The following is a 21,282-nucleotide window of genomic DNA, read 5'->3' on the forward strand; positions in this document are numbered from 1 at the left end:
AGTCTATCGGGTGGCGGAACGGTCTACGAGCGGGGCGAGACGCGACGCGGGGATCCACCCGGCGCGATCGTCGGCAAGCGCCACGCTGGACCAGCCCTCCTGATTGGTCAGCAGGCGAACGACATCGCCCGTGGAGACGCCACCCGCCGTTGCCGCATCGAAGCCGGGGGCCGTACGCAACGTCTCGGGACGACGCACTACGGCCAGCGCCGAGGCGTCGAGCGCCCGATGTCCCCACCACGCGGTGGCTCCCGCTGCGAGCGCCGCAACCACCAGCACGGTGGCGAGTGACGACTGCCAGGTGCTGCCGCGGGACGTGCGCCACGCCCATGCCAACAGCCACCAGCCGCTGCACCAGGCCACCAGCGCGACGAGGGCCAGGGGTACGACCGGTACCATGGGAATGTCGGCGAGGCCGTCGCGGGCGCCACTCGGGAGCAGCGCCAACGCGCCCTGGATATCGGCGGCGAGCGGATCGAGCCGGGCAGCACGCTGCCAGGCGATGACGGCCGAAACGGTATCGTTGGCCGCCCATGCTGCCGCGCCCCAATTGACCAACAAGTCGACGTCACCCGGGCAGGTCACCACGGCGCTGGCGAACCGTTCGGCGGCGCTGCTGAAGCGTCGCGCCTGGTACGCGGCGGTTCCCTCTCCCACCAGGAGATCGAGCGCTGAAGGGGCCGCCCTGCCCGCCACGTTGCCCGCAGGGGGATCACACGCGGCCACGGGCTGCGCTGACCGTATCGATGAGGTCGGCAGCGGCTCCTGCGCCCCGGCAGGGAGCGGGCGCCAGAGCGCCGCCGGCGCGAGCATGAGCGCGACGCCCACGAGACGTCGTCCTCGACGGGCCGTCAGGCGCGTGCGGCCATGCGTTACGGCTTCCTCGTGGACGCGTTGGAGCAGTCGGGCGGCTCGCGATTCGAGCGACGAGGGCGCGGCATCGGTGTGCCCGTGGGGCGCGAAGCCGGCAACCGCGAGGTCGTCGAGCAGTTCCAGCAGGTCGCGCGTGGTGGCGCGCGTCACCCCACGGCGGCGCACGATGCGTTCGACATCCGCCTGCGTGACGAGATCGGCCACGGGTGTCTGGAGCCGTGCGGCGAGATGCCCCAGGACGGTGCGACGGGTGCGACGGGCCACACCGGCGGGACTGTCGTCGTCCGGCGTCGCCTCGTGCTTCAGGGCCGTGCCTGGCGCGGGTGCCAACGCGGCCCGTCGCCGGCGCACCCGCTGCCAGCGCATCACGATTGCCGGCAGCGGAGCCAGCACGAGCAACGTGAGGAGCACCATGCGCCAGCCGGCGGTCACGGTGTTGAGCGTGACGGGTGGGCGATGCCGCCAGGGACGCAGCGCCGTCTGCTCCATTTCCTCGGCCGTGGCGTTCTCGGTAAGATCTCCCGCGGCGACGCGTACATCGGCTGGGCGCGTCTCCGCCACGAGATACGCTTCGCGATAGGGATCGAAGTAGGGATAGCGCACGACCGGCAGCGTGACCGGTCCATCGCGCGTGGGAGTGAGCAGATAGTCGAACTCCTTCACGCCGCGCACGAGCGCACCACTCGTATCGACCCGTACGCGCTCACTGCCCCGCACCACGGTGGCCCAGGAGAGTTCGAGTGCCGGCGCGGGCAGCAGGCGCACGTTCCCCACGCCTTCGAGACGCACGGTGAAGAGCAGCGGGTCGCCCACGCGGACGGCGCTGCTGTCGAAGCGCGCACTGGCACTCAGCACACCGACCGCGCCTGTGAAGTCAGCTGGCCTGCCCTCGGCGGGAAGCGGACGCACTACGAGTTGCGCACTTTCGGCGCGCACCACATAGCGTTCTTCCCGACTGAAGTAGCTGGCTGATTGCGGCAAGCTGTACGTGAGTTGCGGCGCGGGGACCTGGAGCGGTCCTGCCGTCACGGCGAAGAGGGCGCGCTGAAAGACATGCGTCTCGTACGCGGGCCCGCCGCCGTAGCTGCGGGCGGCCACCCGCTTCGGTGCTCCGAGCTCAAAGGACAGCATCCCGCGCAACTCCGGCGGCAGAAACTCCGGATTGCGGCGCAGGCGGCTGCGCGCGTTGTCGCTGAGCAGCACGGCCACCTGGTAGGTGACCTGCTGCCCCACGTAGACGGTGTCGGGAAAGACGGCCGCGTGAAAATCGATGGGTCGGTTGCCGGTGCTCCGAATGCGACTCACGATGGCCGTGGGCGAGGGCGCGGGCTGCGCCGCGCTCACCACGGGCCACGTGGTGCACGCCAGAAGCGCGAGGGCATGCCACGTTCGCTGCCAGAAGACGGCGCTCACCAGTCCTTCCCACCGGGCGGGACACGTCCCTGCCGTTGCTTGCGTCCCTGCACGTCCTTCTCTTCACGCGCCGCGCTGTTGAGCAACGCATCGGCCTGCCGCTGGTCGAGCCCGCCGTCGGACTGCGGCTCCTGCTGCTGCTCATTGTTCTGGTTGCTGCCACCGCCGCCGCCGCCCCCACCGCCTCCACTCTGCGGCGGCTGCTTCCGAAGCGCGAGCTCATAATTCCACTTCGCGTCGGCGTACCCGGGGCGTTCCGTGAGGAACGCGCGATAGGCGGCGCGCGCGGCGGACAATTGCTGGTCAGCGTCGGGGTTGTCCGGCACGCGTCCCTGCTTGAGTGCCGCCAGCCCCGCGTTGAATCGCGCGCGGGCGCGCACTTCGCCCTCGCTGTTCTTGCGCACCGCGTCGAGCAGCACCTGTGCTTCCGTCACCGAGTCGGCGCCGAGCACGGCCGAGCCCAGGTTGTACAGGGTGCGCGCGGAACTGTCGCCTTGCGCGACCAGGGCACGATAAGCCGCCACAGCTTCCGCCACGCGCCCTTCCGCAAACAGGGCGGCAGGATCCGGTTCGCGGCCGCAGGCCACGAAGGCCGGGGGGATGAGAGCGAGGAGCACAAGGGCACTCACCGGCGCCCCACTGGGCTGCCGTGCAGGGCGACGGCGAGGCGTGACGAGTCGCCACGTGTCCCAGCCCAGCAGCAGCAACGCCGGCACCAGCAGCCACAGAAAGCGCGGGACGTGATCTTCCCGGGTATCGATCGACCGGCGAGCCGTGCGCAGCGTACGCAGTGTGGCCCGGATGCGCGAGGCCTTGTCGGACGCTTCCGCGGGAATGAACGTGCCGTTGGCCGCCGTGGCCGCCTGTTCGAGCAAGGTGGGGGAATAGCGGGTGACGACCACGTTGCCCTCGTCATCCACCTTGTTCTTCACCACCGAGCCGTCGCGCACGGGAATGGTGCTGCCCGCCGTGGTCCCGAACCCCACCGTGACTACGCTGATGCCCTTGGCGCCGGCTTCGCGTGCCGCCGTCTCCACATCCTCGGTCGTGTCGAAGGACTCGCCATCGGTCATGAGCACGAGAGCCCGATCGGCGCTGCCATCGCTGGCGAGCAGCAGTTCCGTGCCCTGGCGCAGTGCCTTGGCCAACGAGCTCCCGGCCTGCCCCACCACACTCGGGTCGAGATTCTCCAGAAACAGTTCGATCGCGCCGTCGTCGGACGTGAGCGGCGTGAGGATGTAACTGCGACCGGCGAAGGCAATGAGGGCCACGCGATCGGCCTGCGACATGGCCCGCAGCCGCCGCACTTCCTGCTTCATGCGCTCGAGGCGATTGGGCTTTTCGTCGGGCGCCATCATGGAAAGCGACGCATCCAGCGCGATGGCCATATCGATACCGCGCGAACTGACCGGGCCACTGGCGAGCCCCCAGCGCGGGCCGGCCATGGCGAGACCGATGCACGCCGCGGCCACGACCAGGCGCCCGGTGCGCCGACGGTCGCCTGCCGCTTGCGGCATCAGTCGCTGCAACGCCTGCGGCTCGGCGAAGCGGGCCAGTCGTTGCGTGCGTTGTACCATGCGCTGCCGCTGCAGCCACCACACGGCCCACGGCAGGATCACGGCGAGTCCCAGCAGCCACGGGGCGTCGAGGACGAGCGGCGGAACATTATCGCCCAGCGGGATGGTGAGCGGCGCGAGAAAATTCATGCGATCCTCACGGCAGCACCCCACGCCGCGCGCGGAGCCAGAGCTCACCGAGCAGCGCGACCACACCGAGCAGCAGCGGCCAGCGGAACTGCTCGGTATACCGAATGAACGCCTTCGCTTCCACGGCCGAGCGTTCCAACTGATCGATCTGCTCGTAGATGGCCTGCAGCGCGGCCGCGTCCTTGGCGCGGAAGTATCGGCCTCCCGTGGTGGACGCGATTTCGGTGAGCAGCGGTTCATCGATCTTGACCGGCCGGTTTTCGTAGCGCAGACCAAAGAGTCCGCGCCCCACGGGCACCGGGGCCATGCCTTCGCTGCCAACGCCGATCGTGTAGATGCGAATACCGAACGCGCCCGCGGCTTGCGCGGCCGTGCGCGGGTCGATGGCGCCGCGGTTGTTCTCGCCGTCGGTGAGCAACACCATGACGCGCGAGCGGCCCGGTGAATTGCGCAGCCGGTTGGCCGCCGTGGCAATGGCCGTGCCAATCGCGGTGCCGTCTTCGAGCTGGCCCACCTGCAGATTGTCGATGGCGGCGAGCACGACGGGATAGTCGGTCGTGAGCGGCACCTGCGTGAGCGCCTCACCGGAGAACGCCACGAGCCCCACGCGATCGGTCTTGCGGGCCATGACGAAGCGCTTGAGCTTCTCGCGCGCCACTTCCATGCGGTTCTGCGGTTGGAAGTCTTCGGCGAGCATGGAGCTCGAAATGTCCACGGTGAGGGCGATGTCGATCCCCTCGCTGTTGACCGTGGACGCTCGCGCCCCGGAGCGGGGCTGTGCCACAGCGATGATGACGCCGGCAAGCGCCAGCGCGCGCAGCCACGGGATCCACTTCACGAAGCGCAACGCGGGCCGCGGGCCGCGGGCGAGCATGTCGGCACGCGAGAACGGAATGGTCAGCCGCGAGGCTTCGTGGCGCCGCAACCACCAGAGCCAGAGCGGCAGGAGCAGCAGCAACAGCAGCGCCCAAGGCCGAGCGAACCCGAGGCCGAAGAGCGAAAGGCCGGCGAGCTGCTCGAGCCAGTAGGCTCCGAGGGAGTCGGCGCCGTTCATACGCCCGCTCCGGTCTTGGGCCCGCGTGGCCCCGTGGAGGCGCGTCGCGCCGCGTCCTCGCTGTCCCGACGCGCGCGAGCGGCGGCTTCGAGCGCGGCCCGACGTGCCGCCTCGGCCGCCGCCTGACGTGCCCGCTCGACCGCCTCGACGTCGTCGACAATGACGCGCGCGGTGCCGGCGAGTTCCCGCGCCCGCGCCGGCGACACAAGACGCGCGGCGAACTTGATGCCATCGGCATCGGCGAGCAGCGACCGCAGGCGATCGTGCGGTACGCGCTCATCGTCACCGATGGCCGCGACGAGTTCGGCGGAGGTCAGCGACAGTGCCGCCGACGGCAGCCGTTCGGCGAGGTACAGACGCAACACGTCGAGTGCGAGTGCCACGTACCGTCCGGCCTCACCGGCATCGGCGAGGCCCAGGCGTTCCAGTCGCTCGAACTCATGCCTGGCTCTGGCGAACGGATCGAGCGGAACACGCACCACCGCGGCCGCCGGCGACCGGCGCCGCCGGCGGCGATACCACCAGAGCGCGCCCAAGGCCGCCAGCACGAGCAGTGCCGGCCACCACTGCTGCCACCACGGTACCACGCGTGGGAAGAGGTCGCGCGCCGGCTTGGGAATGTGCTGCGTGCTGTCGCCGGGGAGCACCGTTCGCACGAACACGCGCGCGTTCGTGAGCGGTACGCGCACCACCGTCGTATCCATGCGCACCACGACGTCGGGCATGTCGATGGGGAGTGCCCCGACATCCCACGCGCTGAGCGTGTACACGGCGCGCTCGCGGCGTTGCCCGTTGAGCGTACCCTGATCGGTGATGCGCACTGGTTCGCGCATGGCCACGGTGGCCGCCGAGTCGGCAATGCTGGGCCACTCGACCCGCGCGCCCGCGGGCACGGCCACCGTCACGACGAACGTGATGGGGTCGCCGACTTCCACCGTGTCGGGTTGCACGAGTGAGCCTGCCTGCACCCGGGCCCCGCTGCGCGTGGTGAGGAAGGCGGTGTCGGGGGCCGCAGGGGGCTTCGCCTGTGCCGCGAGCTCGGCCGGCCGCATCGCCATGGCGGGGCCGCAGGCGAGCGTGACGGCAACCGACCGGCAAAGGCGGCGCCACGTCATCGGCTCGTCACCGCGCGTGTTTCCACGGCCAGCGCCGCGTCACCGAGTGCCCCACGGGGACCGGCGCGCACGGCGCCGTGCGGTCGTCGTGAGCGCGCCCGGAAAAAGGCGAGGAGCGCATCGACGTACCCGTGCTCGGTGTGCACGATGATCTCGTCGAGCCCCAGGCGACCGAACAGCTTTCGCCGTGCCTCGTCTTCGGCAGCAACGCGCTGCGCGAAAGCGCTGCGCACCGCCGGGTGCGACGTGTCGACTTCCACGACCGTCCCCGTCTCGGGGTCCTCGAGACGTGCGGGGCCGACGTTGGGCAGCACCCGCTCGGCGGGATCCTCGAGCGTGACGGCAATGACATCGTGCCGCTGGGCCAGTCGCGCGAGGGGCTTCTCGACATCGTCGGCGATGAAGTCGGAGGCGAGGAAGACGACGCTGCGGTGCGGCAGGAGGCGCATGAGCCGGTCGATCGCGACCGTCATGGAGGTGCCCCGCCCCTTCGGTTGCGCCGTGAGCAAGTCCCGAATGAGGCGCAACGCGTGCTTGCGCCCTTTGCGCGCCGGCAGCGCGTGTTCGACCTGGTCGCTGAAGAGCATGAGCCCCACGCGATCGTTGTTGCGCACCGCGGCGAGCGCGAGCACACCGGCCAGCTCGATGGCCAGATCATGCTTGAAGCGCGCGCGCGTGCCGAAGCGCGACGACCCCGAGAGGTCGATGGCGAGCATGATGGTGAGCTCGCGCTCCTCCACGTAGCGCTTCACGAAGGGGCGCCCCATGCGGGCGGACACGTTCCAGTCGATCGAACGCACCTCGTCGCCGGGCTGGTACTCGCGCACTTCGGCGAACTCCATGCCCTGCCCCTTGAAGAGCGACCGATACTCGCCGGCGAAGCGCGAATCGACCAGGCGGCGCGTACGCACCTCGATGCGACGCACCTGCCGCAGCACGGCCGCCGGTGCGATGGACAGGACGCTCACGGGACCTTTCGGCTCCTCAGCGACCGCGACTCACGGGGCATCCACCACCGCGAGCAGTCGCGCCACGATGGTATCGCTGGTGACCCCCTCGGCGTCCGCCTCGAATGACGTGAGCACGCGATGGCGCAGCACGTCGGGGGCAATGCTCTTCACGTCATCGGGGGTGACGAAGGCGCGACCACGCAGGAAGGCATGCGCGCGCGCCGCCTGCCCGAGGGCGATGGTCGCGCGCGGCGAGGCGCCGAACTCGATGAGCGGCTTGAGATCGGGGGCGCCGATGTCGGCGGGGTGGCGGGTGGCGTGCACCAGGTCGACGATGTAATCGACGATGCGTTCGTCCATGTACAGCTCGGCGATGCGCCGGCGGGCGTCGAGCAGTTCTTCGGGGGAGGCCACGGGCACGATGGTGGTCTGGTCGCCGCCGGCCATGCGCCGCAGGATTTCCTTCTCCTCCGCACGGGTGGGGTATCCCACGCGCAGCTTCATCATGAAGCGGTCGACCTGCGCCTCCGGCAGGGGATACGTGCCCTCCTGCTCGATGGGATTCTGCGTGGCGAGCACGAGGAATGGCTCGGCGAGCTTGTACGTGGTGCCGCCGATCGTGACCTGCTTCTCCTGCATGGCTTCGAGCAGCGCCGCCTGCACCTTGGCCGGCGCGCGATTGATTTCGTCGGCGAGGATGATGTTGGCGAAGATGGGGCCGCGCTTGACGCGAAACTCCCCCGTTTGCTGATCGAAGATCTGCGTGCCGATGACGTCGGCCGGGAGCAAGTCGGGGGTGAACTGAATGCGCTGGAACGAGGTGCGCACCGTTTCGGCCAGGGTGCGTACCGTGAGCGTCTTGGCCAGGCCTGGAACGCCCTCGAGCAGGACGTGGCCCCCGGTGAGCAGGCTGATGAGCAGGCGCTCGACCATGTACTCCTGGCCGACGATGCGGCGCGCGACTTCGCGTACCACCCCCTGCACCAGAGCCGCGTCATGCGACGTGGCGACACTCGTGGTCACGTATCCCTGCTCCTCTGACTGAAGAAGTTGTGCCTGCCTGTGCCTCCATACCCGGCAGGGTTCCGTCTGCTCCGCGTACCGCCGCGGTGGTGCTAGCGCTGGGCGATGAGCGCGTCGAGCACCGTGCGTTCGGCATTGGTGAGTGCCCGGGCCTCTCCCGCCGCCAGATTGCCGAGCTTCACCGGGCCAAAGCTGACGCGGACGAGACGCTCCACCTCGAGGCCCAGCGCGTCGCAGATGCGTCGCACCTCGTGGGTCTTGCCTTCGGTGATGGTGATCTCGAACGCCCACCGCCGTGAACCCAGCGGATAGGCCTGCACGTCACGCGGCATCACCACGCCGTCCTCGAGTTGCACCCCGTCCCGTGCTTCGCGCGCGGCGGCGGAGGCATCGCCGCGTACCGTCGCCACGTACGTGCGCTCCACCTCGCGGCTCGGGTGGGTGAGGGCGTGGGCAGCGGTGCCGTCCGTGGTGAGGAGCAACACGCCTTCGGTCATGAAGTCGAGCCGTCCCACGTACACGAGCCCCGGCACGTCCTCGACGAGGTCGAAGACGGTGGTCCTGGCCTGCGGATCGCGGCGGGTGGTCATGACCGCGGCGGGCTTGTTGAGCACGATCCAGCGATGCTCGGTCACGTGCGTCTCGACTCGTACGCCATCGAGGGTGATGACATCGCGCCGAGGGTCGACGACCTGGCCAATCTGCGCCACCGTGCCATTGACCTGCACCCGCCCGTCGGCCACGGCCTGATCGGCGCCGCGGCGTGAAACGACGCCGCCCCGCGCCAGGGCGCGCTGCACGCGCATGGGGCCTTCGTCACGTGCCTTGGTGGTGCTGCCGGCCTTGCCGGGCGCCACCGGGGCGGCCCTGCCGGTTGTCTTGGTTCCGGTACGCGCCGCGTCGCGCCGCGCTTCCACACGGGCGGCGGCGAAGTCGCGGTTGGTGGGTGCCGCGCCGGTCGGTGCGCCGCGCCCGCGCGAGGCCGCTACCGTCCCGGGACGCCCATCGCCCGGTTTTCCGCGTGCCTTGCCGCCGACCGGCTTGCCGCCGACGGGCTTGCCGCCGACGGGCTTGCCGCCCGTGGCCTTGCCACCGGGGCTACGTGCTCCGGGGGCCTGGCGGCCGCCGCCGTCACCACCGGACCGACGTGGCGGCGTCACTCGGGCACGACCGCGGTGTTCCCCGCGCCGCGCAAGGCGATGGCCAGTTCGTCGGCGCGCGGGAGCTCTTCGAGGTGACGCAGGGCAAACTGCTCGAGGAACTGCGGCGTGGTACCGTAGAGGAGCGGGCGACCGATGCCTTCGCTGCGCCCCACGATGTCGATGAGGTTGCGCTCGTGCAGCGACTTGAGCACCGAGCCCACGGCGACGCCGCGGATCTCCTCGATCTCCGCGCGCCCGATGGGCTGCCGGTAGGCCACGATGGCGAGCGTCTCCAGCGCAGCCGCCGACAGTTTCTGCGGGCGCACGGCCACCTGGGCGCGTTCGATGGCTTCGGCGTATTCGGCCCGCGTCAGGATCTGCCAGCCCACGCCCTGTTCGACGAGTTCCACGCCGTGGCCGTCCACGTTGTAGTGCTCGCGGAGTTCATCCAAGGCGGCGGCCACGGCGGCGGGGCTCGACTCGGGATCGAGCGCCTCCAGCGCCGTCAGCGGGATGGGCCGCGGGGCAGCGAACAGCGCCGCTTCAAGCAGCTTCGCTAATGGCGTCACGGGTAATCTCCACGGAGGCGAAGGGACGATGCTGCGCGATACGCAGCTCACCGAGCTTCGCCATTTCGAGCAGGGCCAGCAGCACGGACAGGATTTGCCACGGCTCCGCGTCGCGGCCGACCAGATCGGCCCAGCGCGCGTGCTGCCGCATGGCGATGACCTTGCGGATGGTGGTCATGGCCCCCGCCACATCGAGTGCCCGCGGCACGACGTCATGGAACTTGGGCTCCTTGGTCGTGCGGAGGACGCGATCGACGGCGGCGAGCAGCTCGCCGAGCGACAGCGCCAGTGGCGCGTTGAGCGGCGTGATGTCGGCCGCGACATGCACGTACCGTCTGGCGAACTGGTGGCGGCGCTCTTCACCGCGACGCTCGAGCAGGTCGACGACTTCCCGCATCTGCTGGTACTCGAGGAGGCGGCGCACCAGTTCGGCGCGCGGATCCTCCCACGCGTCCTCCCCGTCGGCACGCGGCAACAGCATCTGCGCCTTGATGCGCAGCAGCCGGGCGGCCATTTCGAGATAGTCGGCCGCCTCGTCGAGCCCCAGGGTGCTGATGCGCGCGAGAAACTGCTCGGCGATGCGGGCAATGGGGATGTCGTAGATGTCCACCTGCTCATCGCGGATGAGCGACAGCAGCAGGTCGAGCGGGCCGGTGAACTGGCTGAGCTCGATGACGAACGACGACGACTCGGACTCGACGGGGCGAAAGTTGGGGGCAATCACGCAGCGTTCACGCGTCGAAAGGGTTGGGGAGCAAATACGGAAGGTACACCTGCTGGGCGAGTCGGGCGGTGGCGAAGGCGGGACTCATCCAGGCATTCACGAGCGGCCGACCAAAGGAGAGCAGCGCGAAGAGGAGCAGGAACCCGACGGCGCCGATGCGCTGGTACTGCAGCGACCACTGCGGCGGCAGGAGATATTTGAAGACGTGCGACCCGTCGAGCGGCGGAATAGGAATGAGATTGAACGCCGCCAGCACCAGGTTGAGCACGATGCCTTGCATGAACATGAGCTGCAGCACGAAGAGCGGCCTGAGCAGCTGCGGGAACTGCTGCCCCAGCAGCCCGACGCCCATGACGAGCGGGACGCAGGCGAGGGCAATGAGCACATTTACCGCCACGCCGGCCAGCGACACGATGATGTCGCCCTTGCGGTACTCGCGGTAATTGCGCGGGTTGACGGGAACCGGCTTGGCCCCGCCGAAGATGGGCCCGCCCAGAAACGCCAGCATGACCGGGAGGATGATGGTCATGAAGGGGTCGATGTGCTTGATGGGGTTCCACGTGAGCCGCCCAAGCTGGTAGGCGGTCATGTCTCCCTGCCTCATCGCCGCGTAGCCGTGCGCATACTCGTGGGCGACCATCGAGAAGAGCAGGACGGGAAAGACGAGGGCAAGTTGCTGGGCGAAGTCCACCGCGGCAGCCGGGAAGGATAGGAGACGTGGAACGGGTGGCACCGCAGCGCCGCCCGGAACGCGAATGCAAGCAAATCGAACGGGGAAGTCTAGCCGTCGAGAGAGGGGAAGTCAAAAGTATTCCACACGGGGAGTTATCCACATGGCGTGGGCGCCCCGCTCTCTGCTTCCCGCTTGCTGCTTCCTGCTTCCCTGCCCCCTGCTTCCTGCCCCCTGCTTCCTGCTTCCTCCCCGTGCCCCCCAAGAGGGAGCAGGCAGCGGGAGGCAGGAAGCAGGAAGCAGGTGGGCGAAACGGCTCTTCGCGCAGCAGTGGCAACGGCTTGACCCATGCCTTGGGTTCGCCTAAGTTCCTCAGTCTGTTCCGCCGTGGCCGGATTCCATCCGTCTGCCGGGTGGTGTCCCGTCACTGTCAAACAAGTTCCCAGGAGTTTTTTCGTGCCGAATATCAAGTCCGCAAAGAAGGATCTGCGGAAGTCGCGTGCGGCGGCGGTGCGTAACCGCGCCCAGCGCTCGGCGCTGCGGACTGCCGTGAAGAAGGCGAAGACGGCGACTGCGGCGGCGGATGACCGTCTCAATGCCGTGTCGCTGCTCGATCGCGCGGCGCGCAAGGGACTCATTCACAAGAACGCGGCCGCTCGTCAGAAGAGCAAGCTCGCGAAGCAGGCCAACAAGGCCGCCGCCGCGTAAATCGCGGACGCCGGTTGGCGGAACGCAAGAAGGCCGGTCTCTCATGAGACCGGCCTTCTTGCGTTCCGTCCGTCTGCGACACCATCAGTGCGCTCGAATCAGAACGCCGCCAATTCTCCCCCGCACCGCTCGCAGTACCACTCCGTGGGCAGGTTCATGGTGCTGCACTCGGTGCAGCGCAGGGTCTTCTGGGGTTCGGCCGAGGCGGCGGGGGCGGCGGCGCTGCCGAAGGGAGCGGCCACGGGCGGCGCCGATTCGGCCGCCCCCTTGGGATCGATCACCGACCGGAGGAACGCCAAATCGTCGAACGGATCGGCGGCGTTGGGGGCGGGCTTCGGTGTCGCCGTCGCGGTGGAGCGCTCCATGCGCGTGTCGTGCTCGGGCTCGATGCCCTGCAGTGACTGTACGAACTGCGTGTCGGCCGGCCCCGTGGCCGTGCCGAACATGGCCAGCGCATGGTCCACCTCTGCCTGCTGGGCCACAGCCTCCGTCGACAGCGCCGGCGTAGCCAGCTGCGGTGCCGAGGGGGCCAACGGTACCGCAGGCTTCGGCGCCGGGACCGCGGCAATGCTGGACGTATTGAAGAGCGCCGCGACGTCCGCGAGCACATCCTCGTGACGGTCCGCCGCCGGCACGGGGTTGTCGACGATGCCCGACACATGGATATCGAGCAGCGGCGCCTCTGACTCCGTGGCGGCACGTTCCGCGTCCACGGCGAGACCGGCGAGGGGCGTGGGCTCCGGGGAGAGCGTGACGACGGGTGTGGGGACCGACGCCACGTTCTGCCCGGCCGCCACATGGACACTCGGCTCGGCACTGGGCTCGGCGCTCGGTTCGACAGTCGGCACGGCGAACGGCTCGACGCGGGCGTTTGCCAGCAGCGCGCGGACCTCCTCCACTTCGGCCAACAGCGCGCCGCGTTCCTGACCCAGCGTGCCAATGCGGGCCTCGATGTCCTGCCGCACCGCGTCCCATCGCTGGTGGTCGTATTCGCCCACCAGGTTGCGCAGCATCCCTTCGGCGAGTTCTTCTCCCAGCGACGACAGTCGTCCTTCGAGGTCGCCCAGTCGCTGCTCGAGTTCACCGCCGGACGTCGCGAGGGCGCCCACGTGTGCCTGGAGCTGTGTCAACACCCCTGCACGACGGCCCACGTAGTCCCCATGGACCCGCTCGAACACGCGAGCAGGTGTCTCGGCTCGCTTGGCCTCGAGGGCAGCGAGCCACTCGTCATAGCGCTGGCGCTCCGCGACCAGCGCGCGCACTTCTTCGATGGACACGACGGCTACTCCGTGAGGAGGGACGAGGGGTGAACTCCGGGAAGCTCACGGGGACGAACGGGTGAAGCAAGCACCGCGTACCTGACAGGCGACGATGAATGGCACCCGCTGTCACGCCAAGGGGCGTGACGGATGTTACGTATTCGCTCGCGGCGCTGTGCACTGTGACACCATGAACCGGGAGCGTGCGACCCACCAGCAGCGCGGCGTGACGGGCGTCACACCGCGCGTCCCGACCTGTGGGACCGGTCAGGCGCTGTAGACAAGGCGTCCACCGACCACGGTGTGCACCGCCTGTCCGGTAAATGCATGGCCGGCGTACGGCGTGTTCCGCCCCTTCGACTTGAAGCGCGTGGGGTCGCAGGTCCAGCGGCGGGCCGGATCGAACACCGTGACGTCGGCGAGACTGCCACGCGCGAGCGAGCCACCCGGCAAGCGGAAGATCTTCGCCTGTTTGCAGCTCATGGCGTCGACGAGCTGGGAGAGGGTGATGATTCCGCGCTGCAGCAGGTACGTGGTGTTGACCGCCAGCGCGGTCTCGAGCCCCACGATGCCATTCGGCGCGTCGGCGAACTCGCGCTCCTTTTCGTCGTAATGGTGCGGCGCGTGGTCGGTGACGAGCAGGTCGATGGTGCCATCGGCCACCCCCTGCTGCAGCGCCTCCACATCCTCGGCGGTGCGCAGCGGCGGGTTCATCTTGGCGTTGGTGTTGTAGCCGTCCACGGCATCTTCCGTGAGCGAGATGTGGTGCGAGCACACCTCGGCGGTCACGTTGATGCCGCGCTCCTTGCCCCAGCGCACGAGTTCCACCGACCCCTTGGTACTCAGGTGGCACAGGTGAATGTGGCCGCCAGTGCGCTTGGCCAGCAGGATGTCCCGAATGACATAGATCTCCTCGGCCTCGGCGGGGATACCCTTGAGCCCAAGCTTCGCGCTCATGATGCCCTCGTTCATGCTGCCGCCACGCGCGAGTGTCATGTCCTCGCAGTGCTCCGCGATGGGCACGTTGAAGGCGCGCGCATACTCGAGGGCGGTGCGCATGAGTTGCGCGCTCTCCACCGGCTTGCCGTCGTCGCTGAAGGCCACAGCACCAGCGCTCACCATTTCGGCGATCTCGGCGAGCGTTTCCCCCCTCTGCCCTACCGAGATGGCACCGTACGGATACACGCGAGCCAGTCCGGCATTCTCTCCCTGGCGCTTCACGAAACCCACCACCGCCTGATTGTCGGTGACCGGCTTGGTGTTGGGCATGGCGCACACCGCGGTAATGCCGCCGGCCACGGCGCTGTGCGCCCCCGACGCCACGGTCTCCACGTCTTCGCGCCCCGGCTCGCGCAGGTGCACGTGGACGTCGATGAAGCCGGGCGCCACCACCAGGCCGGTGGCATCGATCACCTCAGCGCCGTCCGGGGTGCCGAGCATCCCCCCGCAGGCCTCCACCACGCCGTGGCGCAGCAGCACATCGCCCACGGCATCGAGCCCCTGTGAGGGATCGATGATGCGTCCGCCCTTGATGAGCAGGTCGCGCGTTCCGATCGGGTGCGCCATCTATGCGTTTCCTTTCTTGGCCGCTTCAGCCAGTTCAGGCTTGCCACCGGCAAGCAGGTAGAGCACCGCCATGCGAACGGCCACCCCATTGGTGACCTGGTCGAGAATCACCGAATGCGGACCGTCGGCGACATCACTGTCGATCTCGACGCCGCGATTCATGGGACCGGGGTGCAGGATGAGCAGGTCGCGCGACGCCTTCTCGAGGCGCGCGCTGGTGACGCCGAAGACGCGATTGTATTCGCGCAGCGACGGGATATAGCCGGCCTGCATGCGTTCGAGCTGCAGGCGCAGCACGTTGAGCGCATCGGCCCACTCGATGGCTTCCTCGATGCGGTTGAACACCGAGACCCCCATGGCCTCGATGGCATTGGGGAGCAGCGACCGCGGACCGCACACCGCCACCTCGGCGCCGAGCTTGGTGAGCCCCCAGATGTTGGAGCGCGCCACGCGCGAGTGGAGCACGTCGCCCACGATGCAGATGCGCTTGCCCGCGAGGTCGCCGAAACGATCGCGCAAGGTGAGCAGGTCGAGCAGTGCCTGCGTGGGGTGCTCGTTGGTCCCATCCCCCGCATTGATCACATTCGACTCGATGCGCTCGGCGAGGAACTGCGCCGCACCGGAGGCCCCGTGGCGAATGACGACCATGTCGATCTTCATCGCCTCGAGATTGCGCGCGGTATCGACGAGCGTCTCACCCTTGCTCACACTGGAGCCCGCGGACGCCACGTTCACGGTGTCGGCGCTGAGCCGCTTCTCGGCGAACTCGAAGGAGATGCGCGTGCGCGTGGAGGCTTCGAAGAACAGGTTGACGATGGTGGCGCCGCGCAGTGTGGGCACCTTCTTGATGGCGCGCTCGGAGATCTCGCGGAACGGCACGGCGGTGTCGAGCACCAGCCGGATCTGCTCGGCGGAGAGCGGCGCGAGTCCCAGCAGATCCTTGCCGAGGGGGCCAGGCACGGGTCAGCTCTCCTCGTCGCGGGAGACGATGAGCACTTCGTCGCGGCCGTCGAGTTCCTCGATGCACACATCCACGCGCTGACCGGGGGCGACATCGATGCGGCGCCCCACGATGTCAGCGTGGATGGGGAGCTCGCGGCCACCGCGATCCACGAGGACCGCGAGCGCAATGCGCGCCGGCCGACCAAAGTCGGCCAATTCGTCGAGCGCGGCGCGCACGGTGCGTCCGGTGTACAACACGTCGTCCACGATGACCACACGCTGATCATCGAGTGCCCAGGGCAGTGAGGTCGCCCCGACGACGGGGCGCGGCCCTACCGTTTGCAGGTCGTCGCGGTAGAGCGTGATGTCGAGCGCACCGGAGGCCACCGTGACCCCTTCCTGCGCCGCGATGATGCGGACGATGCGCTCGGCGAGTTGCACGCCGCGGCGTTGAATGCCGACGATGACGAGGTTGTCGCAGCCGGCGTTGAGCTCGATGATCTGGTCGGCCATGCGACGCAACGTGCGGTCAAGCGCACGCGCATCCAGCACGGTGGTTGGCTTCCTTGGCATGGCGGACAAGTTAACAGCGCCACGCACGAAGCGGCGGGCGCCCCCCCGGACGCCCGCCGCTCCCCTACCCCTGCGTCCTACGTGGAGATCCTGCCATTGCCTACCATTCGTGATGCGATCGCGGCTGCTCGCTGGACTTGGGCTTGGGCGACCAGAGACCGTGCAGCGGCGAGAGATGCCGCGCCGCCGTGCGTGCGGCCCGGAGCCGTGCCTTGTCGATGGGCGGCACATACGAAGTGGCCGCGTACATGGCGATGTCGGCGGCCGCCTCCATGGTGGCCAGCGCGAAGCCCAGTGACCAGTCGGGACCGTACGGGTGTGAATCCGCGCGCTCCTCGACGCCATGCCCGAAGGCCACGCACTTGTCGGCCGCTTCCTTGAGCGAGCGGCTGGAGGCCAGGTGCGCCACCACCACATGCAGTCCGTCCCGTCGGCCCATATGGTACGTGGGCGACTGGAGCGCGTCGCCGGCAGGCGCCTCGACCACCCCCGTGGCAATCCCCGTCAGCAGCACGCAGTGCTGCGAGAAGTAGCTGCGAATGGGATCGACCGGCGGTTCTTCGAGGATCGGGGACATGGCTGGTTCCGGCAGAATGGTGTCCAACGGTCGCGGCAATCGCCGCTTTCACCATACGGCTAGGGCAAGCGGTGTGCCGCGGTCGGGGCCGTTGGCCCGATGCATGTTTCCCTCTGAAATCGTCACTTTGAGGTGCCGGCGCTTACGGCCGGGGCCGCCACACGTTGCAACAAAACCACCGGCAGTGCGGCATGTGCGCCACACCCACCGGTGGTTCTTCCTTCTCAGGCAAGCGCCAGACGGCAGGTCAGCCCGCGTACAGGTGCAGGTCGGTCCCCACGAAGTCGGCGAGCGCCTTGCAGGTGTCCCAGTCGGGGTGCCGGAGGGTCACGTAGCCGTCCGACAGCAGCGTGCTCTTCCAGTCGCGGCGTGGCGTGCCAACCGGCAGAAGATCGATGGCGCACAGGGCATCGCCCAGCCGGCTCTTGATGCGATCCAGCCCTTCAATGCGCTGGATGCGCCCCTGGCCGTGCGCCCGCTTCGTGATGCAGGCGCAGTTGAACTTGCGCTCGACGACGGGCGAAAAGGTGCCGTGCAGCTCGGCCTCGGCCCATCCGGCGAAGAGGTCGATGTCGCTGGCAAAGTTCATCAGGTCCACCGTGCGGGCACCGGGCGGCCGGGCCCCGATTTCGCCGAAGACCACTTCGCCATCGGACTTGCGGTACCATTCCATGTGCGTGAACCCGGTGTCGTAGCCGAGCACCCGGATGACCTGCTCCCCCAGCGCCATGCCGTCGGTGACCCAGGGGTTGTCGACGTGGCGGTACGAGAGCGTCTGGGGCGAGATCCACTCATTGGTACGGGCAATGAGCGGCCGCGGGCGGTAATGCCCCACATGGAAGTACTTGATCTCGCCGCCGGCGCAGATCGTGTCGTAGGTGAACTCCTCACCGTCGATGAACTCTTCCACGTCGACGGTTTCGATGTGGCCGAGCTGACTGATGGCCGCCGCCACCTCCTTGGCGTCGTCGCAGCGGAAGGTGTCCATGGACCCGGCGCCGGCGATGGGCTTGATGATGAGGGGATAGCCGACCACTTCGGCGGCCGCCCACACGTCGGCGGCGCTGCTGGCCACCGCATGATGGGGGACCCGTACGCCGCCCTCGGCCAGCGCCTGCTTCATGAGGTCCTTGTTGCGGAACTTGACCGCCTGCTCGAAGCGCTGGCCAGGCACGTCGAACGCTTCACGCAGGTGCGCCGCCAGTTCGATCCCCGGCTCCCAGAGGCAGCAGACGCGATCGAGCGTGCGGCTGCCCAGCCACCGGCGGATCTGCGCGATGGCGCTGGCGGTGTCGCTGAAGAGGTCGGGCACCTGCAAATAGTCGCTGAGGTGCCGGCGTGCCATTTCCGGCAGGTCGTGGGCGGGGCCATTCGCCACCCCCAGCACCTGCGCGCCCTGCACAGAGAGCCCGCGGGTGAAGAGCGGCATTTCCCCGGGGAACCCCGGGGTGATCATGAGAACAGTCTGCGACATGGAATTCCGATGAACGGTCGGAGGAGGGTGAGGCGGGAGCGGGAGCACGCCCCTACCTCAGCACCACGCGGATAGTGGAGATGATACGCTCGAGCGCCGCCTGCACCACCCCGGTGTCGGGATGTCGCACGATAATGAACCCCTCACCCTCGTAGCTCCCGGTGGGTGACTGGCCGATGTGCGGGAGGCGGTAGTCGCAGATGAGGTGCCCCCATTCACGCTGCACCTTGTCGAGTCCCTCGATGGCGACCACGGTGCCCTGCCCCTGCCCCCGCAGGTAGGCCGTCCCCACGGCATATCGGCGCTCGGGCGGGGTGAAGGTGCCGTCCACCATGACTCGCACCCAGGCCCCGACAAAGTCCATGTCGTTGGCCCGCGAAATCATCGTGGTCATGTTGGCCCCCGGCGGGCGGGCGGCGATCTCACTCACCGCGACGGAGCCGTCGGGGCGCCGGAACCACTCGCAATGCGAGACCCCGGTGGTCATGCCGAGCGCCCGCAGCGCCCGGTCGCCCACGGCGCGGATATCGGCGTAGCTGGGATCATCCACTTCCCGGGGTAGCAGCACCGTCCACTGAATCCACGGCGTCTCCAATACCTCGAGCGGCGTGGGCGCGTAGCGAGTGAGCGAGTGCCAGACGGCGTGTCCGTTGATGCTCACCGTTTCCAGGGAGTGCTCGGTCCCGCGCAGGAACTCCTCGGCGAGCATGGGATCGTGCGCCGACGGGGCGTAGCGCTGCAGCACCTGCTCGAGTTCAGCCACGGTGCGTACCCGTTCCGTGGCCTTGGCCCCAGCACCGGCGGGCGGCTTGACCACAATGGGGAAGCCCACCTCGTTCACGAAGCGCCGCGCGTCGGCCGGATCGTGCACGAGCTGGTGCCGCGCCACCGGCACGCCGGCGGCGCGCAGGACGTTCTTCATGCGGGCCTTGTCGCGGAAGTTGTGCGCCGCGGTGGCAGGCAGCCCGGGAATGCCCAGGCGCTCGCGCACCTGCGCCAGCGGGAGCTGACACTGCTCATAGGCCGCGAAGCAGCGTGCCACCGCGCCGTGGGCGCCGGCAATGGCGTTCACGGCCCCCGCCAGTTGATCGGCGTTCGTGACGTCGGCCACTTGCCAGTGTGCTACCAGTCGTGAGCTCAACGCGGGGGCAAGCTCCGCCAGCTGCTGCTGCGCAACGACGGCGAGCCGGATGTGCGTCAGGCGCAGCGCCGCCTCGATCATCTGAGAGGCGGCCGGCGAAAAGAACGGACAGACGAAGATGACGAGCATTATCGCTCCAGCTTGAATCCCGGATCGACGCCTGGTCGTTTCGGGGCGTTCGCCACGAACCATCCGGTGAGATACATCCACTGGGTCATGCGCGTGAGCTTGGGATAGTCGATCCGGTCGGGCTTGTCGCGCGGCGTGTGGTAATCGTCGTGCAGGTTGGTGGTATACATGACCGCCGGGACATTGAGGCGCGCATACGGGACGTGATCGCTGCGGAAGTACCAGCCTTCGGGGTGCATGGGACGGTCCCAGAGCGAGTCGAGCGAGAACTTGCCGGTCAGGGCGTTGGCCCGCAGCGCCATGTCCACCAGTTCCGTCGAGTTGCGATGCGGCGGCTGCACGCCGAGGAGACTGGCGGAATCCGGGTGGTTGCGGCCCATCATTTCGCCGTTGAGTACGGCCACGATGCTGGCGAGCGGCACCACGGGGTGCGCGGCGTGCCACCGGGAACCCAGCAGCCCACGCTCCTCGGCGCCGTGATACACGAAGAGCACCGAGCGCTTGCCTGGCTGTCGGGCGAACGCGCGCGCCGCGGCCAGCAGCGCCACACTGCCCGTGCCATTGTCGTCAGCCCCGGCCCAGACGGAATCGCCGTCGATCAGGTAGCGCACCCCATCGTGATCCTGATGGGAGCTGTACAGGACGTACTCGTTGCGCAGCACCGGGTCGGTGCCACGGATGACACCGACGATGTTGGTGCTGGGCGTCTCGAACCGTTCGAGACGTACCTGCAACGTGAGCGTGGGGGCCTGCTGGAGGCGAGCCGCCATGCCGCCACGCACGAGGAACGCGGGAGTCCCCGCCTGGCGTGCGGGGACCGGTAGCTCGGCTCGATTCGACTGATTGGCGAACCGGCGTGCGGCTCCATCTACATCGTACGTGCCTCGTGCCCGCAGGATGGCCAGCGGATCGAAGGCGCGATCGGCCACCGTGTCGGCCACGATGAGGAGCGCGAGCGCACCCCGTCGCGCGAACCGCTGCTGCATGGCCGCGACGGCCGCCTGCGTGTAGCGCACCTCCGGACTGTTCGTCGTGGTGCGGATACTGGCCGAGAAGGGCCGCAGCATGGGGGTGGCGACGACCTTGCCGCGCACGTCGATGGTGGAGTCGGCACTGTTGGCGATCCACACCACGGGCCCTTGCACGTCAGCGCCCGAGCTCCCGAGGGGAATGAAATCCTTCCACACCTGCAGCGGCTGCTCACCGAGTGTGCCCAGGGACGAGACCGTGGAGACGCGTGTGCGGAACATGGTGAACCACTGGAAGTACGAGCCATCGTCGCCCAGCGGCTTGACGCCGATGGCGCGCAGCTGCTCTGCCACCCACACCGAGGCGCGCATTTCATCGGGAGTGCCGGCTTCGCGCCCGCGCATGGCATCGCCGGCCATGGCGTACAGGTCACGCTTGATGTCGGCCTGCCGGATGAGGGCGTAGGCGGCGGGGAGTTGGGGCGCACGTGCGGAGCGCGGCGGAGCTGACTGTGCGCCGAGAGGGCTGAGTGTCAACGCGGGGAACGCCAGCGTGGCTGAGAGGAGTGCTGCGGCGCACGTGCGCATGGTCACGGTCGCTTGCTTGGGGCGCAGGGATCTGGGCATACCCAACGCTACGGCCAAACTCGCTTTGGCGCTGGGGGCAGTGGCTCCTGAGCGGGGCACGGCGTCAGGGCGGACTCGT

19 protein-coding genes are annotated in these 21,282 nt (G+C 68.7%); 1 reads left to right on the forward strand and 18 read right to left on the reverse strand.

Features of this window, described 5'->3' with window-relative positions; genetic code table 11:
• Nucleotides 1-3: 3 nt before the first annotated feature.
• From O9271_RS07770 to O9271_RS07815, 10 genes are all read right to left on the reverse strand, one after another.
• Nucleotides 4-2,286, reverse strand: coding sequence for a hypothetical protein (locus O9271_RS07770; protein WP_298267974.1), 2,283 nt, complete (start codon nt 2,284-2,286; stop codon nt 4-6).
• Nucleotides 2,283-3,992: a VWA domain-containing protein gene (locus O9271_RS07775; protein ID WP_298267976.1), complete on the reverse strand. Its 1,710-nt coding sequence runs from the start codon at nt 3,990-3,992 to the stop codon at nt 2,283-2,285. The genes O9271_RS07770 and O9271_RS07775 overlap by 4 nt, the downstream gene beginning before the upstream one ends.
• A gap of 7 nt (nt 3,993-3,999) precedes the next feature.
• Nucleotides 4,000-5,046, reverse strand: a complete 1,047-nt coding sequence (locus O9271_RS07780; RefSeq protein ID WP_298267978.1) for a VWA domain-containing protein — start codon at nt 5,044-5,046, stop codon at nt 4,000-4,002.
• Complete coding sequence (locus O9271_RS07785; RefSeq protein ID WP_298267980.1) at nt 5,043-6,161, reverse strand: hypothetical protein; 1,119 nt, start codon at nt 6,159-6,161, stop codon at nt 5,043-5,045. The genes O9271_RS07780 and O9271_RS07785 overlap by 4 nt, the downstream gene beginning before the upstream one ends.
• A complete protein-coding gene (locus O9271_RS07790) occupies nt 6,158-7,129 on the reverse strand; it encodes a DUF58 domain-containing protein (protein WP_298267982.1) in 972 nt (323 codons plus the stop codon). The genes O9271_RS07785 and O9271_RS07790 overlap by 4 nt, the downstream gene beginning before the upstream one ends.
• 30 nt (nt 7,130-7,159) lie before the next feature.
• Nucleotides 7,160-8,134, reverse strand: a complete 975-nt coding sequence (locus O9271_RS07795; RefSeq protein WP_298267985.1) for an AAA family ATPase — start codon at nt 8,132-8,134, stop codon at nt 7,160-7,162.
• Nucleotides 8,135-8,226: 92 nt separating this feature from the next.
• Nucleotides 8,227-9,294, reverse strand: coding sequence for a pseudouridine synthase (locus O9271_RS07800; RefSeq protein ID WP_298267987.1), 1,068 nt, complete (start codon nt 9,292-9,294; stop codon nt 8,227-8,229).
• Entirely contained in the window at nt 9,291-9,845 is a 555-nt protein-coding gene (gene scpB / locus O9271_RS07805; RefSeq protein ID WP_298267989.1) for an SMC-Scp complex subunit ScpB, read from the reverse strand. Before scpB ends, O9271_RS07800 begins: the two co-directional genes overlap by 4 nt.
• Nucleotides 9,820-10,569: a ScpA family protein gene (locus O9271_RS07810; protein WP_298267991.1), complete on the reverse strand. Its 750-nt coding sequence runs from the start codon at nt 10,567-10,569 to the stop codon at nt 9,820-9,822. Before O9271_RS07810 ends, scpB begins: the two co-directional genes overlap by 26 nt.
• Before the next feature lie 7 nt (nt 10,570-10,576).
• Entirely contained in the window at nt 10,577-11,260 is a 684-nt protein-coding gene (locus O9271_RS07815) for a site-2 protease family protein (protein WP_298267993.1), read from the reverse strand.
• A gap of 435 nt (nt 11,261-11,695) precedes the next feature.
• On the opposite strand from O9271_RS07815, the gene rpsT reads away from it, so the two are divergent.
• Nucleotides 11,696-11,947 (forward strand): 30S ribosomal protein S20, encoded by a 252-nt coding sequence (rpsT, locus tag O9271_RS07820; protein WP_298267997.1) that lies wholly within the window; start codon nt 11,696-11,698, stop codon nt 11,945-11,947.
• A gap of 98 nt (nt 11,948-12,045) precedes the next feature.
• Here rpsT and O9271_RS07825 read toward each other — a convergent pair whose 3' ends face one another.
• The 8 genes from O9271_RS07825 to O9271_RS07860 form a co-directional block, all read right to left on the reverse strand.
• On the reverse strand, nt 12,046-13,224 hold the full coding sequence (locus tag O9271_RS07825; protein ID WP_298267999.1) for a hypothetical protein: 1,179 nt from the start codon (nt 13,222-13,224) through the stop codon (nt 12,046-12,048).
• Between the two features lie 249 nt (nt 13,225-13,473).
• Nucleotides 13,474-14,772 carry a dihydroorotase gene (locus tag O9271_RS07830; protein ID WP_298268002.1) on the reverse strand — a complete coding sequence of 433 codons (1,299 nt, stop codon included), beginning with the start codon at nt 14,770-14,772 and terminating at the stop codon, nt 13,474-13,476.
• Complete coding sequence (locus O9271_RS07835; protein WP_291268045.1) at nt 14,773-15,732, reverse strand: aspartate carbamoyltransferase catalytic subunit; 960 nt, start codon at nt 15,730-15,732, stop codon at nt 14,773-14,775.
• A 3-nt stretch (nt 15,733-15,735) separates the two neighbouring features.
• The gene (gene pyrR, locus O9271_RS07840) at nt 15,736-16,287 is read right to left on the reverse strand and encodes a bifunctional pyr operon transcriptional regulator/uracil phosphoribosyltransferase PyrR (RefSeq protein ID WP_298268004.1); all 552 of its coding nucleotides are present in this window, start codon (nt 16,285-16,287) and stop codon (nt 15,736-15,738) included.
• Between the two features lie 100 nt (nt 16,288-16,387).
• Nucleotides 16,388-16,864: a hypothetical protein gene (locus tag O9271_RS07845; protein ID WP_298268007.1), complete on the reverse strand. Its 477-nt coding sequence runs from the start codon at nt 16,862-16,864 to the stop codon at nt 16,388-16,390.
• Nucleotides 16,865-17,111: 247 nt separating this feature from the next.
• Nucleotides 17,112-18,338, reverse strand: coding sequence for an ATP-grasp domain-containing protein (locus O9271_RS07850; RefSeq protein WP_298268009.1), 1,227 nt, complete (start codon nt 18,336-18,338; stop codon nt 17,112-17,114).
• 52 nt (nt 18,339-18,390) lie between these two features.
• Complete coding sequence (locus tag O9271_RS07855) at nt 18,391-19,608, reverse strand: ATP-grasp domain-containing protein (RefSeq protein WP_298268011.1); 1,218 nt, start codon at nt 19,606-19,608, stop codon at nt 18,391-18,393.
• Nucleotides 19,608-21,203, reverse strand: a complete 1,596-nt coding sequence (locus O9271_RS07860; RefSeq protein ID WP_298268013.1) for a M28 family peptidase — start codon at nt 21,201-21,203, stop codon at nt 19,608-19,610. Before O9271_RS07860 ends, O9271_RS07855 begins: the two co-directional genes overlap by 1 nt.
• Between the last annotated feature and the right edge of the window lie 79 nt (nt 21,204-21,282).

This window comes from Gemmatimonas sp. (assembly GCF_027531815.1).
Classification (GTDB): Bacteria; Gemmatimonadota; Gemmatimonadetes; order Gemmatimonadales; family Gemmatimonadaceae; genus Gemmatimonas.